Source organism: Streptomyces sp. NPDC031445, assembly GCF_055581365.1.
In genome coordinates this window covers 390,441-406,987 of sequence record NZ_JBVIJO010000008.1, presented here as the reverse complement: position 1 = coordinate 406,987, position 16,547 = coordinate 390,441, and the positions used below count along the sequence as shown (strand labels likewise).

The following is a 16,547-nucleotide window of genomic DNA, read 5'->3' as shown; positions in this document are numbered from 1 at the left end:
GACGGGTCAGTTGTCGAGGCCGATCGCGAACGCGGCCTCCAGGTCGTGCTGGGAGTAGGTGCGGAACGCGACGTGCGTGTCCGTGGCCTCCACCCCGGGGATCTTGCTGATCCGCCCCGGGATGATCTCGGCGAGATCCTCGTGCTCCCGCACCCGGACCATGGCGATCAGGTCGTACGTACCGGTGACGGAGAACACCTCGCTCACCGAATCCAGCGAAGCGATCCGCTCCGCGATCTCGGGGATCCGGTCCACGCTGGTCTTGATCAGGACGATCGCGGTGATCACGGCTGTCTCTCTCCCTCGGTGACCGGAGCTGGGGCGGCTTTCACTCTAGTCCCACGCCCGTAACGCACCCACGCGTAGCCGAAGCCCAGCCCGAACCCCACCAGGTGCGCCAGATACGCCACCCCGGGGCCGTCGGAGGCGCGTCCCGCCGCGAGCCACTGCAGGGCCGCCCAGGACGGCAGCACCACCCACGCCGGGAAGCGCAGCGGCAGGAAGAACAGGAACGGCAGGAGACTGGTCACACGGGCGCGGGGGAAGAGGAAGAGGAACGCTCCGAGGACCGCCGAGACCGCCCCGGAGGCGCCGACCAGCGACTGCTCGGAGGCCGCGTTGGCCGCCGCGTACCCCAGCAGGGCGAGGTAGCCGCAGCCGACGTAGAACAGGGTGAACTCCACCCGGCCCATCCGTTCCTCGGTCATCGCCCCGAAGACGAAGAGGAAGAGCATGTTGCCGAGCAGGTGCACCCAGCTGCCGTGCACGAACAGCGCGGTCGCCGGGGTGAGCGCGGCCCCGGCGGGGCCGTCGAACAGCTCGGCGGGCACCACGCCCCAGTGCCGGAAGTACGCTCGCTGCGCGGCGAGCAGCGCGTCCCCCGAGCCGTACCCGGGGACCAGTCCCGAGGCCGGGCCGATGGCGAAGACCAGACCGCACACGGCGATGAGGCCGTACGTCATCGGTGCAGAGGTGCCCCGGACCGCTCTGAGTGTCCTGCCGGCCGCCGTGCTCCAGGTCCTGATCATGACTACAGAGCATGACGTAACGGGACGCTTGCTGACAGACCGCCTCGCCGCCGTGGACGGACGGGCGGCGGGCGCCCGGCAGGCCGTAGGGTTACGGCCACACGCGTCGGGGGACGGCGCGGACCGATACGAGAAGGAAGAGAACAGTCACCATGACGGTTCCCCTGCCGACGGCCACGACACGATGGCGCTGCACGCTGTGCGGCAACCTCACGCGCTTCGACGTGACCCGCTCGTCCAAGGTCGTCGAGTACGTCCACCTCGACCTGGCGGGCGAGCCGACGGTGGAGGAGCGCGAGGTGGTCAGTGAGACCGTCGAATCGGTGCGCTGCCGCTGGTGCAACGCGGTGGACCAGGTGGAACTCGTGGACAGGCCGGGCGCCGGCTCCTGAGCGGAGCGGCCCCCGGAGAGGCTTATTCCGGTATTGGGGTGTGACGGATGGCGGAGACCGCAGGCGGGGGGCCGGGCGACGGCACCGCTGAGGTGCTTGACCGTCCGCTGCCCGACGGCGTGCGCAAGCGGGTCGTGCAGATCGTGTCGGACGGCTTCGGCGGCCTGACCGTGGCGGAACTGCCCGCCCAGCTCAGGCAGTACGCCCGGTTCACCCCCAGTCGACGGGCGAAGTTCGCCGGCAACGCGATGGCGGCGGCGCTGGAGACCGACACCGTGTTCCGGCAGCGGATCGGGGAGCGGTTCAGAGAGGCGCAGCCGGAACTCGCCGGTGCCCTGGACGCCGGCTCCCCGCCCCCGGCCGCGGACCCGCTCGACGTGGCGGCCGCGGCCTATGTCCTGCGCCCGGCGGGCTGGGTGAAACTGGTCACCGCGGCCGGCGAGGAGGCCCTGCGCGCGCACGCCGAGCGCGCCGACGAGGAGAGCCGGGCCGAGCTGGAGCGGCTGCGCGCGGAGCTGGCGCAGGCCCGCGACCACACCCGCGCCGAGACCGAACGGCTGCGCACGGAGGTGGAGTCGGCGAAGAAGGAAGCCGAATCGCTGCACCGCAAGCTGCGCGCCGCCCTCAGTGACGTGAAGCGGGGCGAGGCCGCGCTGCGCAAGGCGCAGGGCGAGCTGGACGCCGTACGCGCCGAGGCGCAGGCGCAGGTGTCGGCCGCGGAGAGCGAGTCCCGGCGGCTCAAGGCCCGTCTGGGCGAGGCCGAGGCCGCGCTGGAGGCGACCCGCCGGGCGGCCCGGGAGGGCCGCAGCGTGGAGGACATGCGGGTGCGGCTGCTGCTCGACACCCTGCTGGACGCGACCCAGGGGCTGCGGCGCGAACTGGCCCTGCCTCCGGTGTCCGTGCGCCCGGCCGAGACGGTGGACGCGGTCGAACCGGGCCGGATGACCCCGAAGGACATCGCGGCGCGGGCCCTGTCGGAGCACGATCCGGCCATTCTCGATCAACTGCTCGCCCTGCCGCAGGCGCACCTGGTCGTCGACGGCTACAACGTGACCAAGACCGGCTATCCGCAGATGCCGCTGGAGAAGCAGCGGCTGCGGCTGCTCGGCCAGCTCTCCGCGCTCGCCGCGCAGACCGGGGCCGAGGTGACGTGTGTCTTCGACGGCGCCGAACTGGCCGCGCCGGTGCTGCTCGCGCCGCCGCGCGGGGTGCGGGTGCTGTTCTCCAAGCCGGGCGTCACGGCGGACGAGCTGATCCGCCAGCTGGTGCGCGCGGAGCCACCGGGCCGTCCCGTCATCGTCGCCTCCACCGACCGGGAGGTGGCCGACGGCGTCGCGAAGGCGGGTGCCCGACCGGTGGCCTCTGCGGTACTTCTGAAGCGACTGTCCTGAAGGTCCAACGGACGTCTTCCATGCCCGAATTGGCCGTATCGTCACGCAACGTAGGGTCAACCGGCTCTCACTGCACGTGAGTTGTGTGCAAAGAATGCACTCTGTGACGAGATTTTTTGCTGTGGGATTTGAACTGATCACAACGAGGTCACTAGGGTCTGGGCTCGAACCTCCGAACGGGTGATCACTCACAAGAAGGAGTTCGTCCTCCGTGGCGTCCCACCGTCGACCCAAGCAGCCCAGTCGCACCCGTGTGACCGTGCTGACCACCGCAGCCGCCGCTGCCGTCGCGCTCAGCGCGAACGCCGCCAACGCCGCCCCCAGCGAGAAGCTGAGCAAGGACGAGGTGAAGGCGAAGGTCGACAAGCTCTACGAGCAGGCCGAGCAGGCGACCGAGAAGTACAACGGCGCCAAGGAGAAGCAGCAGAAGCTGCAGAAGGAAATCTCCACCATCCAGGACAACGTCGCCCGCGGCCAGGAGGAGCTCAACAAGCTCCGCGACGGCCTGGGTTCGCTGGCCACCGCCCAGTACCGCTCCGGCGGCATCGACGCCTCGGTCCAGCTCTTCCTGTCGTCCAACCCGGACGACTACCTCGACAAGGCGTCCACGCTCGACCAGTTGAGCAGCCAGCAGGTCGACGCGCTGAAGAAGATCCAGGACAAACAGCGCGAACTCGCCCAGGAGCGGGCGGAGGCCACCGAGAAGCTCAAGGACCTCTCCGCCACCCGCACCGAGCTGGGCAACAAGAAGAAGGAAGTCCAGAACAAGCTCGCCGAGGCGCAGAAGCTGCTGAACTCCCTGACCGCCAAGGAGAAGGCGCAGCTCGCCCAGGAGGACCAGCAGCGCGCCGACCGCTCCTCCCACGAGCGCGTGGACCTCGGCGACGCCCCGCCCGCCTCCGGTTTCGCCTCGGCGGCCTTCTCCGCCGCCCAGACCCGGCTCGGCTCGCCCTACGTCTACGGCGCCACCGGCCCCTCCTCCTTCGACTGCTCGGGCCTGACCTCCTGGGCGTACGCCCAGGCCGGCGTCTCCATCCCGCGCACCTCCGAGGCGCAGGCGCAGATCGGCACGAGGATCTACAACCAGAGCGACCTCAAGATCGGCGACCTGGTCTTCTTCTTCAACGACATCCACCACGTCGGCCTCTACGCGGGCAACGGCCGCGTCCTGCACGCCCCGCGCACCGGCACGGTCGTCCGGTACGAGTCCATGTCGACCATCGGCGGCCCGTTCATGTTCGGCGTCCGGGTCTGACACCCGTCGACACACGGACACGGCGGCGCCCGAACGGGCGAATCACCGGAACCCGAATTGACTCCACGCCCCGCCGGTGACCTGCGTCAGCGGCGGGGCGTCACCCTGTGTTGACTCCGAGGTCTTTGGTCCTGGCCGGTCCGCACGGCTACTGTCTGCCGCGTTTCCCCGGCGCCGGGGCCTCCCCGTCCCCAGGCGCCGGGGAAACGGTCTGTGTCCGCCAGCAGTTAGGACTGCCGTGGGGTCCCACCGTCGCCTTGCCCCGTCCGGATTCGACCGGGGTGCCGTCGCCCTGTGCGTGCTGTCGGCCGCCGCCGCGCTCGGCGCCGTACCGGCGCAGGCGGCACCGGGTGCCGATACCCGGGCCGAGGTGGACCGCCTGTACGAGCAGGCCGAGAAGGCGACCCAGGCCTTCGACAAGGCTGACGAGCGCGCCGGCCGGCTGCGCCGGGAGGTCCGGGACGCCCAGGACCACATCGCCCGGCAGCAGCAGCGCGTCAACGACCTGCGGGAGCAGCTGGGTTCGCTGGCCGGCGCCCAGTACCGCTCCGGTGGCATCGACCCGACGGTCGCCCTGCTCTTCTCCGCCCACCCCGACGACTACCTGGACAAGGCGTCCACGCTCGACCGCATCGGCACCCGGCAGGCCCGCCGGCTCGACGAGTTGCAGTCGGCGCTGCGCGACCTAGCCCAGGAGCGCGCGGAGGCGGCCGGGAAACTCGCCGAGCTGGAGAAGAGCCGCCGGGCCGTGGCCGCGCACAAGCGGACCGTGGAGCGGAAGCTGGCCCGGGCCCGGCGGCTGCTCAACGCCCTGCCCGCCGCCGACCGCGCGGCCTACGCCCGGGCCTCCCGCGGCGCCCGCGCCGACCTGCCCGCCCCGAGCGCCGTCCCCGCCCCCGACGGCCGCGCCGCCGCCGCCCTGGCCGCCGCCCGCTCCGCCCTCGGCCGCCCCTACGTGTGGGGCGCCAACGGCCCCTCCGGCTTCGACTGTTCGGGCCTGATGCAGTGGGCGTACGCGCACGCCGGCGTCCATCTGCCGCGCACCTCGCAGGAGCAGCGGTTCGCCGGCCGTCAGGTGCCGCTCTCCCAGGCCCGCCCCGGGGACCTGGTCGTCTACCGCTCCGACGCCAGCCACGTGGCGATGTACGCCGGTGACGGCCAGGTCATCCACGCCCCCTATCCCGGTGCTCCGGTGCGCTACGACCCGGTCGGGATGATGCCGGTCTCCTCGGTCACCCGGCCCTGACCGCCCCCCGCGCCGTACGATCGGGAAATGGCTGGTCGCAGACGGGCGTGGGAGAGCGGGGCCGTGGGGCTCGCCCTGCTGCTGCCGCTGACCGGCTGCGGCGGGCACACGGTGACCGACTCCGCGCGGGCCGAGGTGCAGCGGGTGCTCGACCGGCGCGCGGCGGCCCTGCTCGGCCACGACGAGACGGCGTACGCCGCGACCGGCACCCGCGGCGAGTACACCCGGCTGCGCGCCCTCCCGCTGTCGTCCTGGAGCTACCGGGTCACCGCCCTGCGCCGCACCCCCTCGGGAGCCACCGCCGACGCCGACCTGCGCTACCGCGTCGCCGGCTACGACAAGGCCCCCGTCGACGTCCCCCGCACCCTCACCCTGGGCCGCGCGGCCGACGGCCACTGGTACGTCACCGCCGACGAGCCCGCCCGCAAGGCCGGGCAGCAGCTGTGGGACCAGGGCGCGGTGACCGTGGTCAGGGGCGCGCACAGCCTGGTGCTCGGCGCCGGCGGGTCCGCCGCCGGGCTGCGGCCGTACGCGCGGCTGGCCGACCGGGCGGTCCCGGCCGTCTCCGGGGCCTGGGGCCGGGACTGGAGCCGCCGGATCGTCGTACTCGTCCCGCCGTCCCTGGAGGGCATGGCGGCGCTGCTGGGCTCGCCCGCCGGGAACTACCGGGGCATCGCGGCCGTCACCACGGGCGAGACGGGAGGCTCCGGCCGGTCGCCCGCGGACCGGGTGCTGGTCAACCCGGAGGCGTACGCCGTGCTCGGGGACGCCGGGAAGCAGGTCGTCCTCACCCACGAGACGACCCACGTCGCCACCCGGGCGGACACCACCGCCGCCACCCCGCTGTGGCTCTCCGAGGGCTACGCCGACTGGATCGGCTACCTGGGCACCGGCCGCACCCCGGCCGAGATCGCGCCGGAACTGGCCCGGGCGGTCCGCGACGGCGAGGTGCCCGGCGCGCTCCCCGGCGACGGGGACTTCGCCTTCACCCGCGAGCCGACCCGGCTGGCACGAGCCTACGAGAGCGGCTGGCTGGCCTGCCGGATGATCGCCGAGCGGTGGGGGGCGGACCGGCTCGCCGCCTTCTACCGGGCCGTCGGCGCCCACGGCAGGCGGACGGGCGCGGTGCGGCAGGCCCTTCAGAAGGTGCTCGGGACGACACCGGGGGAGTTCACCGCGAGCTGGCGCGCCTACCTCACGACCCGCCTCGGCTGAGCGCGGCGTGCCGCCCGGAGCCCCTGGTTGCCCGGAGTCACGAGGACACCGGGCTCTCCTGCGCGTGGGTGGGCCGGGGCGGGAAGGGGGTGGTGGCGTGCGGCGGCGCGGTCGCGCGCCACAGCCGGCGGGCCGCCATGACGGTGGCCGCGACCAGCAGGCCGTTGCGCACCACCAGCAGCGCGACCCCGTACCAGTCGCTCGTCACCACGTGCGAGAAGCCCAGCGGGAACTCCAGCACCGTCACGAAGGACGCGAGGAGACAGAGCAGCGCGGGCGGTCCCATGCGGCTCGCCCGGTACGAGACGCAGACGGCGGCCAGGCCGGTCAGCCACACCAGGTACTGCGGGCTGATCACCCGGCTGGTCACCGTGAACAGCAGCACCGCCGTCAGGGCCGCGTCGGCGAGGGTGTGCGGCGCGAACCGGGTCGCGCGCAGCCGCCACAGCAGCAGCCAGCCGAACGCGGCCCCGGTCAGCGCCAGCGCGGCCGTGCTGACCTGGTCGACGTGCGGGCCCAGGAACTCGATCGAGCCGTAGTTCAGCAACACCTCGCCCCGCCAGCCGAAGTGCCGGGCCACGTGGAAGACCAGCGAGCCCAGCGACTCCACCTCGGTGCCCCGGTCCCGCTGGAAGGTCAGGAACGCGAAGGCGCCCGGCATGGACACCGAGAACAGCAGGGCGAGTCCCGCCGCGGTCACCACCGCCGACGCCCACGCCCGCCGCCGCACGGCACCGACCAGCAGCAGCGCCGGCCACACCTTCAGCAGCGCGCCGAAGGCGGTCAGGGCGCCCATCACCCGCGGGTGCCGGGTCCCGGCCAGCAGCGCCGCCACGGCCACCGCGGTCACCATCACGTCGTAGCGGGCGTACACCGTCGGCCCGAGCAGCGGCACGCCCGCCACCCACACCCAGGCCCCGCGCGGCGACCGGTCCGGCCGTCCGCCCGCGTACCGCAGCAGGGCCAGCACGACGGCGTCGGCGAGGCAGGCCAGCACGAAGAAGGCGTGCGCGTACGACAGGAAGGGCAGGACGCCGGGGGAGAGGACCGGGAGGGCCGCGGCGGGCGGGTACTGCCAGGTCACGTCGTCCAGCGGAAACGTTCCTTGGCGCAGGACCTCGTACCAGCCGCGGTAGATCACCGACACGTCCGAGGTGACGTCCGGGCCCGGGAAGGCGAACACCCGGAACACGAACAGCAGCAGCGCCGCACGGGTGACGGCCCAGGTCGCGAGCAGCCCTGCCAGGGACCGCCCGGCACCCTTCGTCTCCACCTGATCCCCCTGCCGTCCGCTTCCCGCGCCGATCGCCGTGCCGTCCGCGTCCGAGGTGAGCGTCCGTGACGCGGCGAGCGTCCATGATGTCGTGCACACCTGTGCGCATGCCACAGGCTCGGCCGCTCCCGGCCGTGAACGCCCCGTTCGGTAGGGTCGGCGGCGATGCACAAGACCCTGATCGTCACCAACGACTTCCCGCCCCGGCCGGGCGGCATCCAGGCATTCCTGCACAACATGGCGCTGCGCCTGGACCCCGGCCGGCTGGTCGTCTACGCCTCCACCTGGAAGCGCGGGCGGGAGGGCGCCGAGGCCACCGCCGCCTTCGACGCCGAGCAGCCCTTCACCGTCGTACGCGACCGTACGACCATGCTGCTGCCCACTCCGGGGGCGACCCGGCGGGCCGTCGGGCTGCTCCGGGAGCACGGGTGCGCCTCCGTCTGGTTCGGCGCGGCGGCACCGCTGGGCCTGATGGCGCCGGCGCTGCGCAAGGCCGGCGCCGAGCGGCTGGTGGCCACCACCCACGGCCACGAGGCCGGCTGGGCCCAGCTGCCCGCCGCCCGGCAGCTGCTGCGCCGGATCGGCGAGTCCACGGACACGCTCACCTACCTCGGCGAGTACACCCGCTCCCGGATAGCGACCGCCCTCACGCCGGAGGCGGCCTCGCGGATGGCGCAGCTGCCGCCGGGCGTCGACGAGAAGACCTTCCACCCGTCCTCCGGCGGCGACGCCGTCCGCGCCCGGCTCGGGCTCACCGACCGCCCGGTGGTCGTCTGCGTCTCCCGGCTGGTCCCGCGCAAGGGACAGGACACCCTGATCCGGGCCATGCCCCGCATCCTGGCCGCCGAGCCGGACGCCGTCCTGCTCATCGTCGGCGGCGGACCGTACGGGAAGGACCTGCGCCGCCTCGCCCACGAGACGGGGGTCGCCGGCTCGGTGCGCTTCACGGGCGCCGTGCCCTGGTCCGAGCTGCCCGCGCACTACGGCGCCGGGGACGTCTTCGCGATGCCCTGCCGCACCCGGCGCGGCGGACTGGACGTGGAGGGCCTCGGCATCGTCTACCTGGAGGCGTCGGCGACCGGCCTGCCGGTCGTCGCGGGCGACTCCGGCGGCGCCCCTGACGCGGTCCTGGAGGGCGAGACGGGCTGGGTGGTCCGGGGCGGCTCGGTGGAGCAGACCGCCGAACGGATCGTGGCCCTGCTGGCCGACGCCGGACTGCGCCGCCGCATGGGGGAGCGGGGCCGCCGGTGGGTGGAGGAGAGGTGGCGCTGGGACCTGCTCGCGGAGCGGCTGAAGACGTTGCTCTGAACCCGGTCCCACCCGGATCGCGCGGGTCCTCGGCGAGGACACCGCGCGCGTGCGCCGCCCCCGCAAAGGCCCGCTCGCCAGGGCCGGGGTGATGGCTGGGGCCCGCTCGTCCAAGCCGCAGCCTCCCGCTGCGCGGCCTGCGTGCCCGCGCAGTGGCCCCCTGGCCGAGGTCTGCTCGTCCGGGCCGGGGCTGTCGGCGCGGCTGGCTCGTCCGGGCCGTGGTTTCCCGTTGCGCGACCTGCGCGCTCGGGCCATGACCCTCCGCATGACTCCGCTCGCCCGGGCCAGTGCCGTGGCCAGAGGTCACTTGTCCGAGCCGGGGCGTGCGTCAAGCCCGCCCCGGTCACTTGGCGTAGATCGCCTCGATCTCGTCCGAGTAGTCCTTCGCCACCACGTTCCGCTTCAGCTTCAGCGACGGGGTGAGGTGGCCCGACTCCTCCGTGAACTGGGCGGGCAGGATGCGGAACTTCCGCACCGATTCGGCCTTCGACACCGCGGCGTTGCCGTCGTCCACGGCCGCCTGGATCGCGGCGTTCAGATCCGGGTCGTCCTTCAGCGACGCCGCGGTGGACCCCGCCGGCTTGCCGTGCTCGGCGCACCAGCGGCCCAGGAACTCCTCGTCGATGGTGACCAGCGCGCCCACGAACGGCCGACCGTCGCCCACCACCATGCACTCCGCGACCAGCGCGTGCGCCCGGATCCGGTCCTCGATCACCGCCGGCGCGACGTTCTTGCCGCCCGCCGTGACGATGATCTCCTTCTTCCGGCCGGTGATCCTCAGATAGCCGTCCTCGTCGAGGGTGCCGATGTCACCGGTGTGGAACCAGCCGTCGGCCAGCGCCTCCGCGGTCGCGGCCGGGTTGTTCCAGTACTCCTTGAACAGGTGCTCGCCGTGCAGCAGCACCTCGCCGTCGTCCGCTATCCGCACCACCGAGCCGGGCAGCGGCTGTCCGACCGTGCCGATCTTCTGCCGGTCCCAGGGGTTGAACGCGGTCGCCGCGCAGGACTCGGTCAGGCCGTAGCCCTCCAGCACCGTGAAGCCGATGCCCCGGAAGAAGTGCCCGAGCCGCTCGCCCAGCGGGGCACCGCCGGAGATGGCGTACTCGCCCCGGCCGCCCAGGACCGCGCGCAGCTTGCCGTAGACCAGCTTGTCGAAGACCCGGTGCCTGAGCTTCAGGCCGAACGACGGGCCCGACGGGCTGTCCAGCGCCTTGCTGTAGGCGATGGCGGTGTCCGCCGCCTTGTCGAAGATCGCGCCCTTGCCGTCCGCCTGCGCCTTGGCCCGCGCCGAGTTGTAGACCTTCTCGAAGACGCGCGGCACGCCGAGGATCAGCGTCGGCCGGAACGCGGCCAGCTCGTCGGTGAGGTTCTTGATGTCCGGGACGCAGCCCAGCTTGATCGGCGCCATCATCGGCGCCACCTGCACCAGCCGCCCGAAGACGTGCGCGAGCGGCAGGAAGAGCAGGACGGAGCACTCACCGGTGCGGAACAGCGGGCGCAGCCGCTCCACGACGTTCCCGCACTCGGCGAAGAAGCTGCGGTGGGTGAGGACGCAGCCCTTGGGGCGCCCGGTCGTGCCGCTGGTGTAGACGATGGTCGCCGGGTCGTCGGCCTTGGCGAGCGAGCTGCGCTCCTCCACCGCCTGGTCCGACACGTCCTGGCCGAGCCGGGCCAGCTCCGCGACGGCCCCGGCGTCGATCTGCCAGAGGTGCTTCAGCGCGGGCAGCGACTCGCGCACCGCCTCCACGGCCGCCGTGTGGCCGTCCAGCTCCGTGACGCAGGCGGTGGCGCCCGAGTCGGACAGGATCCACCGCACCTGCTCCGGCGAGCTGGTCTCGTACACGGGCACGGTGATCGCGCCCGCGCTCCAGATCGCGAAGTCCAGGAGCGTCCACTCGTACCGCGTCCGCGACATGAGGCCCACCCGGTCGCCCGGCTGCACCCCGGAGGCGATGAGGCCCTTGGCGGCGGTGCGCACCTCGGCCAGGAACTCCCGGGCGGTCACGTCCTGCCAGGCGCCCCCGGCCTTGCGGGCGATGACGGCGACGTCGGGATGCTGCGCGGCGTTTCTGCGGACGATGTCGGTCAGATTCCCGTCCGCGGGGACCTCGTACAAAGCCGGAAGGCTGAACTCGCGCAAGACTGCTGCTCCTCATAGGGCGCCGGCGCCACGACGTTGTGCGATGCGACGGTGCGGTCCAAGGCTCGGGCAAGTGCTCCGGTACAACATGAGGATTCACATGTTGAAATCCTGAGCACGACTGGACTGCCCGGACGTTACCCGCCGGTATGGCGTCTACGACAGGGGGTCCAGGCGAGATGTTCGCTGCGTCACACACGGGGGCGTTCCTTCGCGCACAGTAGTCCACGGCCGAACCGACCGGCGAGTAACCGCAGGCCGGCCCGGCACTGTTCACCCGGACCGCACGCGCCTACGCTTGATCGCCATGGCATCCTCACGTTCCGGCGCCCGGCGCACCCGCGTCCATGTGGTCAGCGACGTGCACGGCAACGCCCGTGACCTGGCCCGGGCCGGCGACGGTGCCGACGCCCTGATCTGCCTCGGCGACCTCGTCCTCTTCCTCGACTACGCCGACCACGCGCGCGGGATCTTCCCGGACCTGTTCGGCAAGGAGAACGCCGACCGCATCGTCGAGCTGCGCACCGCCCGCCGCTTCGAGGAGGCCCGCGCCTTCGGCGCCCGGCTGTGGGCCGGGATCGGCACCGACCGGGCCACGGCCATCGAGAAGGCCGTGCGCAAGCAGTACGCCGAGCTGTTCGCCGCGTTCCCCGCCCCGACGTACGCCACCTACGGAAACGTCGACATGCCGACGCTCTGGCCGGAGTACGCCCGGCCCGGCACCACGGTCCTCGACGGCCAGCGGGCCGAGATCGGCGGGTGGACCTTCGGCTTCGTCGGCGGCGGACTGCGCACCCCGATGCGCACCCCGTACGAGATCGGCGACGAGGAGTACGCGGCGAAGATCGAGGCCGTCGGCGAGGTCGACGTCCTGTGCACCCACATCCCGCCGGAGGTGCCCGAACTGGTCTACGACACCGTGGCCCGCCGCTTCGAGCGGGGCAGCCGGGCCCTGCTGGACGCCATCCGCCGCACCCGGCCCCGGTACGCGCTGTTCGGGCACGTGCACCAGCCGCTGGTGCGCCGGATGCGGATCGGCGCCACCGAGTGCGTGAACGTGGGCCACTTCGCCGGGACCGGCACGCCCTGGGCACTCGAATGGTGAGGCCGGGCAGGCGGGGTGAAGGCGGCGGGCCGGCGGCGCGGTAGCCTTCACGCTGCACACACGTGCGCAGCCCGGCGCACACGAACCTCTCCCACCCGGCCCGCATCTGGAGGAGCCACGGCGATGGCGGAACACACCAGTTCGAGCATCACGATCGAGGCCGCTCCGGCCGACGTCATGGCGGTGATCGCCGACTTCGCGCGCTACCCGGACTGGACCGGTGAGGTGAAGGAGGCGGACGTCCTCGCCACGGACGAGCGGGGCCGCGCCGAACGGGTCCGCCTCGTCATGGACGCCGGCGCCATCAAGGACGACCAGACCCTCGCCTACACCTGGACCGGCGACCACGAGGTCTCCTGGACCCTCGTCAAGTCCCAGATGCTCCGTTCCCTCGACGGCTCCTACCTGCTGAAGCCGGCCGGCGCGGGCGCCACCGAGGTCACCTACCAGCTCACGGTCGACGTCAAGATCCCCATGCTGGGCATGATCAAGCGCAAGGCGGAGAAGGTCATCATCGACCGGGCGCTGGCGGGTCTGAAGAAGAGGGTCGAGTCGGGGGAGGAGTAGACGGCTCCGTCCACCCCCCGCGCACGGCGGTAGCGTTCACCGTCATGCGCACCATCCTGATCACGGGCCCCGGCGGCAGCGGTCGTACGACCGTGGCCGCCGCCACCGCGCTCGAAGCCGCCCGCGAGGGCCACCGCACCCTCCTGCTGAGCGCCGACCGCACGGACACCCCCGGCACCGCCCTGGGCACCGCGACAGGACCGGTCCCCACCGAGGTCACCCCGCGCCTCACCGCCTGGCGGCCCGATGCCGCCGAACGCTTCCGCCAGGACCTCACCGCCTTCCAGACCCGCGCCGCGAACGTCCTCGACCTCCTCGGCGCCGCCCGCCTGGACGCCGAGGAGGTCACCCCGCTGCCCGGCGCGGAGGAACTGTCCTTCCTGCGCGCGCTGCGGGACGCGGCCCTGTCCGAGCGCTACGACCTCCTCGTCGTCGACCTCCCGCCCCTCCCGCAGGCCCTCGCCCTGCTCTCCCTGCCCGAGGAGCTGCGCCGCTACCTGCGCCGCCTCCTGCCGCCCGAACGGCAGGCCGCCCGCGCCCTGCGCCCGGTCCTCGGCCGGCTCGCCGGCGTGCCCATGCCCGCCGACTGGCTCTACGAGACGGCGGCCCGCTGGGACGTCGAACTGGCCGCCGTCGAGGCCGTCCTCACCGACCGCGACACCGCCGTGCGCCTGGTCGCCGAGCCCGGCCCGGCCGGCGCCGACGCCGTCCGCACCGCCACCCTCGGCCTCGCCCTGCGCGCCCTGCGCACCGAGTCCCTGATCGCGAGCCGCGTCCTGCCCGAGACCGCCCCCGACAGCTGGCTCTCCGCGCTCCTGGCCCAGCAGCGCAAGGCGCTCGCCGACTGGCAGGAGTCGTACGACGTCCACCCCGTCCCGCACCTCGGCCACGACCCGCACGGCCCGGACGACCTCACCGCCCTCGCGGTGCCCGGCGTCAACCCGGCGACCACCCCGGTCGGGTGGCCCGTCACCGACCGGCTCGCGGAGGACGGCGTGCTGGTGTGGCACCTCCCGCTGCCCGGCGCGATACGGGACGAGCTGGACCTCGTCCGGCGCGGCGACGAACTCCTGATCACCGCGGGCCCGTTCCGCCGCATCGTCGCGCTGCCCTCCGCCCTGCGCCGCTGCACCGTCGCCGGCGCCGGGCTCCGGGACGGCGAGCTGCGCATCCGGTTCGCCCCGGACCCCGGTCTGTGGCCCGCCGCCGGACGGTGAACGGGTACGGCCGTTCGGGTAACGTCGTAAAGGCGAACCGGAGTCAGGAGCCGCCATGAGCGAAGAGCGTCCCGCACCCGACCCTTCCCCGGAGGAGCCGGCGAAGGCGACCGACGCCGACGCCTGGGCCACGGCCGCCGCCGAGGACCTCGCCGCCGAGCAGGCCCGCCGCCGCGCCGAGCACGGACCGCCGCCGGGCTCGGCGGCCGAGGAGCTGAGGAAACTCGTGGACACGGTGGCCGACAAGCTGTCCGGCCTCCAGTCACCCCTCCTCGGCGGCCTCGCCGGACCCGCCGCCCAGCAGGTGGTGCGGCAGGTCGTCCAGCAGGCGAAGGCCGCCGTCGAACCCGTCATAGAGCGCAACCCCGACGTCTTCGACCACCTGGCCGCGGCCGGCGGTGAACTGCTCGCCGCCTACCGCTCCGCCGTCCAGGCCCAGGAGCGCCGCTGGACCACGGACACGTCCGGCCCGGCGCGGGACCGGAAGGACCCGGGCGACCCGGACGAGGGCACCGGCCCGGGGGAGCGCATCGACCTGGACTGAAGCCCTCGCACGGCAGGGCCTCGGGTACGGTTGGCCGTAGCGGGGCTCGACCGAAACTGAGGGATTCATGGGACTCACCATCGGCGTCGACATCGGCGGCACGAAGATCGCGGCCGGCGTGGTCGACGAGGAAGGCAACATCCTCTCGACCTTCAAGGTGCCGACCCCCACCACGCCCGAGGCCATCGTGGACGCCATCGCCTCGGCGGTGGAGGGCGCACGCGCCGGGCACGAGATCGTCGGCGTGGGTATCGGCGCGGCCGGTTACGTCAACCGGCAGCGCTCCACGGTGTACTTCGCGCCGAACATCGACTGGCGCAACGAGCCGCTCAAGCAGAAGGTCGAGGCGCGCACCGGCCTCCCGGTCGTGGTCGAGAACGACGCCAACGCCGCCGCCTGGGGCGAGTACAAGTTCGGCGCGGGCAAGGGCCACCGCAACGTCATCTGCATCACGCTCGGCACCGGCCTCGGCGGCGGCATCATCATCGGCAACAAGCTGCGCCGCGGCCACTTCGGCGTCGCCGCCGAGTTCGGCCACATCCGGATGGTGCCGGACGGCCTGCTGTGCGGCTGCGGCTCGCAGGGCTGCTGGGAGCAGTACGCCTCCGGCCGCGCCCTGGTCCGCTACGCCAAGCAGCGGGCCAACGCCACCCCCGAGAACGCCGAGCTGCTGCTCTCGCTGGGCGACGGCACCCCGGAGGGCATCGAGGGCAAGCACATCTCCATGGCCGCCCGGCAGGGCGACCCGGTCGCGGTCGACTCCTACCGCGAGCTGGCCCGCTGGGCCGGCGCGGGCCTGGCCGACCTCGCCTCGCTGTTCGACCCGTCCGCCTTCATCGTCGGCGGCGGCCTGTCCGACGAGGGCGAGCTGGTCCTCGACCCCATCCGCAAGTCCTACAAGCGCTGGCTGGTCGGCGGCAACTGGCGTCCGGTCGCCGACGTGATCGCGGCCCAGCTGGGCAACAAGGCGGGCCTGGTGGGCGCGGCGGACCTGGCCCGGGAGCCCGACCCGGTCATGTAGTGCCCGAAGGGGCGCGAGGAACGGCGCGGCGAGTCACGACGGATGCGGCCCTCGCCCGCGGTTCCCGCGCCCCGGCCCACGGGGCGTACATTGATCCACATGGCGCTGCTCCCCGACTCCGCGACGCAGGCCGACGGCTCCGCGGTCGTCCGTGTCCTGAGCTACAACATCCGCTCGATGCGCGACGACACGGACGCGTTGGCGAGGATCATCACCGCCTGCGCTCCCGACCTGGTCCTCCTCCAGGAGGCCCCCCGCTTCTTCCGCTGGCGCAAGAAGCTGGCGCGGCTCGCCGCGGCCTCCGGCCAGGTCATCCTCACCGGCGGCGCCACGGCGGCGGGACCGGCGATCCTGTGCTCCCTGCGCGCCACCGTCGAACGCACACAGGACGTCCTCCTGCCGCTCACCCCGGGCCTGCACCGGCGCGGCTTCGCCACGGCCGTGGTCCGCTTCGGCGGCGTCCGCCTCGGCGTGGTCAGCTGCCACCTCTCGCTCCAGCGGGTCGAGCGCCACGACCAGGGCGGCCTGCTGCTCGACCGTCTCGCCGGACTCGGTGCCGAGCACGCCGTCGCGGGCGGCGACCTCAACGAGGGGCCCGACGGGCGCACCTTCCGCCGGCTCGCCGGCACCCTCCAGGACTGCCGTACGACCGCCCCCTGGGGCGGCGAGTTCACCTCCACGCCCACCGACCCCCGCCGGCGCATCGACGCGATCTTCGCGACCAAGGGCATCGAGGTGCTGGGCTGCGGGGTGCCCCTGGACCAGCCGGGCGTGCGCGAGGCGGACCTGAGGGCGGCCACGGACCATCTCCCGGTCCTCGCCGCCCTCAGAATCCCGGCCTGAGC

The 16,547-nt window shown here is 73.3% G+C and carries 16 protein-coding genes; 12 read left to right on the top strand and 4 right to left on the bottom strand.

Annotated elements, in window-relative coordinates; translation table 11 throughout:
* Window positions 1-6 precede the first annotated feature (6 nt).
* Window positions 7-288: an Lrp/AsnC family transcriptional regulator gene (locus tag ACZ5DC_RS23210; RefSeq protein ID WP_014672228.1), complete on the bottom strand. Its 282-nt coding sequence runs from the start codon at window positions 286-288 to the stop codon at window positions 7-9.
* On the bottom strand, window positions 285-1,028 hold the full coding sequence (locus ACZ5DC_RS23205) for a rhomboid family intramembrane serine protease (protein WP_468655504.1): 744 nt from the start codon (window positions 1,026-1,028) through the stop codon (window positions 285-287). The genes ACZ5DC_RS23210 and ACZ5DC_RS23205 overlap by 4 nt, the downstream gene beginning before the upstream one ends.
* 152 nt (window positions 1,029-1,180) lie before the next feature.
* On the opposite strand from ACZ5DC_RS23205, the gene ACZ5DC_RS23200 reads away from it, so the two are divergent.
* The 5 genes from ACZ5DC_RS23200 to ACZ5DC_RS23180 all read left to right on the top strand — a co-directional run bounded on the left by ACZ5DC_RS23200 (window position 1,181) and on the right by ACZ5DC_RS23180 (window position 6,527).
* Entirely contained in the window at window positions 1,181-1,420 is a 240-nt protein-coding gene (locus ACZ5DC_RS23200; protein ID WP_361508963.1) for a hypothetical protein, read from the top strand.
* 47 nt (window positions 1,421-1,467) lie between these two features.
* Window positions 1,468-2,811 carry an NYN domain-containing protein gene (locus tag ACZ5DC_RS23195; protein WP_468655502.1) on the top strand — a complete coding sequence of 448 codons (1,344 nt, stop codon included), beginning with the start codon at window positions 1,468-1,470 and terminating at the stop codon, window positions 2,809-2,811.
* Window positions 2,812-3,022: 211 nt separating this feature from the next.
* Window positions 3,023-4,066: a C40 family peptidase gene (locus ACZ5DC_RS23190; protein WP_468655500.1), complete on the top strand. Its 1,044-nt coding sequence runs from the start codon at window positions 3,023-3,025 to the stop codon at window positions 4,064-4,066.
* A 238-nt stretch (window positions 4,067-4,304) separates the two neighbouring features.
* Window positions 4,305-5,312, top strand: coding sequence for a C40 family peptidase (locus tag ACZ5DC_RS23185; RefSeq protein ID WP_468655498.1), 1,008 nt, complete (start codon window positions 4,305-4,307; stop codon window positions 5,310-5,312).
* A 27-nt stretch (window positions 5,313-5,339) separates the two neighbouring features.
* A complete protein-coding gene (locus tag ACZ5DC_RS23180; RefSeq protein WP_468655496.1) occupies window positions 5,340-6,527 on the top strand; it encodes a hypothetical protein in 1,188 nt (395 codons plus the stop codon).
* Between the two features lie 37 nt (window positions 6,528-6,564).
* Here ACZ5DC_RS23180 and ACZ5DC_RS23175 read toward each other — a convergent pair whose 3' ends face one another.
* Entirely contained in the window at window positions 6,565-7,800 is a 1,236-nt protein-coding gene (locus ACZ5DC_RS23175) for a glycosyltransferase 87 family protein (RefSeq protein ID WP_468655539.1), read from the bottom strand.
* 165 nt (window positions 7,801-7,965) lie between these two features.
* Between ACZ5DC_RS23175 and ACZ5DC_RS23170 the strand changes: the two genes are divergently transcribed.
* A complete protein-coding gene (locus tag ACZ5DC_RS23170; protein ID WP_468655494.1) occupies window positions 7,966-9,108 on the top strand; it encodes a glycosyltransferase family 4 protein in 1,143 nt (380 codons plus the stop codon).
* 343 nt (window positions 9,109-9,451) lie between these two features.
* On the opposite strand, the gene ACZ5DC_RS23165 is transcribed toward ACZ5DC_RS23170, so the two are convergent.
* Window positions 9,452-11,248 (bottom strand): AMP-dependent synthetase/ligase, encoded by a 1,797-nt coding sequence (locus tag ACZ5DC_RS23165; RefSeq protein ID WP_468655492.1) that lies wholly within the window; start codon window positions 11,246-11,248, stop codon window positions 9,452-9,454.
* Window positions 11,249-11,555: 307 nt separating this feature from the next.
* Here ACZ5DC_RS23165 and ACZ5DC_RS23160 point away from each other — a divergent pair, with 307 nt between their 5' ends.
* The 6 genes from ACZ5DC_RS23160 to ACZ5DC_RS23135 all read left to right on the top strand — a co-directional run bounded on the left by ACZ5DC_RS23160 (window position 11,556) and on the right by ACZ5DC_RS23135 (window position 16,545).
* Entirely contained in the window at window positions 11,556-12,353 is a 798-nt protein-coding gene (locus tag ACZ5DC_RS23160; RefSeq protein WP_468655490.1) for a metallophosphoesterase family protein, read from the top strand.
* Window positions 12,354-12,476: 123 nt separating this feature from the next.
* The gene (locus ACZ5DC_RS23155; protein ID WP_366751472.1) at window positions 12,477-12,920 is read left to right on the top strand and encodes an SRPBCC family protein; all 444 of its coding nucleotides are present in this window, start codon (window positions 12,477-12,479) and stop codon (window positions 12,918-12,920) included.
* 44 nt (window positions 12,921-12,964) lie between these two features.
* A complete protein-coding gene (locus ACZ5DC_RS23150; protein WP_468655488.1) occupies window positions 12,965-14,137 on the top strand; it encodes an ArsA family ATPase in 1,173 nt (390 codons plus the stop codon).
* 55 nt (window positions 14,138-14,192) lie between these two features.
* Window positions 14,193-14,681 (top strand): DUF5304 domain-containing protein, encoded by a 489-nt coding sequence (locus ACZ5DC_RS23145; RefSeq protein WP_468655486.1) that lies wholly within the window; start codon window positions 14,193-14,195, stop codon window positions 14,679-14,681.
* 67 nt (window positions 14,682-14,748) lie between these two features.
* Complete coding sequence (locus ACZ5DC_RS23140) at window positions 14,749-15,702, top strand: ROK family glucokinase (RefSeq protein ID WP_468655484.1); 954 nt, start codon at window positions 14,749-14,751, stop codon at window positions 15,700-15,702.
* 99 nt (window positions 15,703-15,801) lie between these two features.
* Window positions 15,802-16,545, top strand: coding sequence for an endonuclease/exonuclease/phosphatase family protein (locus ACZ5DC_RS23135; protein WP_468655482.1), 744 nt, complete (start codon window positions 15,802-15,804; stop codon window positions 16,543-16,545).
* The last annotated feature ends 2 nt before the right edge of the window (window positions 16,546-16,547 follow it).

Bases quoted from the DNA above. Each gene is read 5' to 3' on its own strand.
- ACZ5DC_RS23205 (WP_468655504.1), bottom strand. From the start codon at position 1,028: ATGATCAGGACCTGGAGCACGGCGGCCGGCAGGACACTCAGAGCGGTC.
- ACZ5DC_RS23200 (WP_361508963.1), top strand. From the start codon at position 1,181: ATGACGGTTCCCCTGCCGACGGCCACGACACGATGGCGCTGCACGCTG.
- ACZ5DC_RS23195 (WP_468655502.1), top strand. From the start codon at position 1,468: ATGGCGGAGACCGCAGGCGGGGGGCCGGGCGACGGCACCGCTGAGGTG.
- ACZ5DC_RS23180 (WP_468655496.1), top strand. From the start codon at position 5,340: ATGGCTGGTCGCAGACGGGCGTGGGAGAGCGGGGCCGTGGGGCTCGCC.
- ACZ5DC_RS23170 (WP_468655494.1), top strand. From the start codon at position 7,966: ATGCACAAGACCCTGATCGTCACCAACGACTTCCCGCCCCGGCCGGGC.
- ACZ5DC_RS23160 (WP_468655490.1), top strand. From the start codon at position 11,556: ATGGCATCCTCACGTTCCGGCGCCCGGCGCACCCGCGTCCATGTGGTC.
- ACZ5DC_RS23155 (WP_366751472.1), top strand. From the start codon at position 12,477: ATGGCGGAACACACCAGTTCGAGCATCACGATCGAGGCCGCTCCGGCC.
- ACZ5DC_RS23150 (WP_468655488.1), top strand. From the start codon at position 12,965: ATGCGCACCATCCTGATCACGGGCCCCGGCGGCAGCGGTCGTACGACC.
- ACZ5DC_RS23145 (WP_468655486.1), top strand. From the start codon at position 14,193: ATGAGCGAAGAGCGTCCCGCACCCGACCCTTCCCCGGAGGAGCCGGCG.
- ACZ5DC_RS23140 (WP_468655484.1), top strand. From the start codon at position 14,749: ATGGGACTCACCATCGGCGTCGACATCGGCGGCACGAAGATCGCGGCC.
- ACZ5DC_RS23135 (WP_468655482.1), top strand. From the start codon at position 15,802: ATGGCGCTGCTCCCCGACTCCGCGACGCAGGCCGACGGCTCCGCGGTC.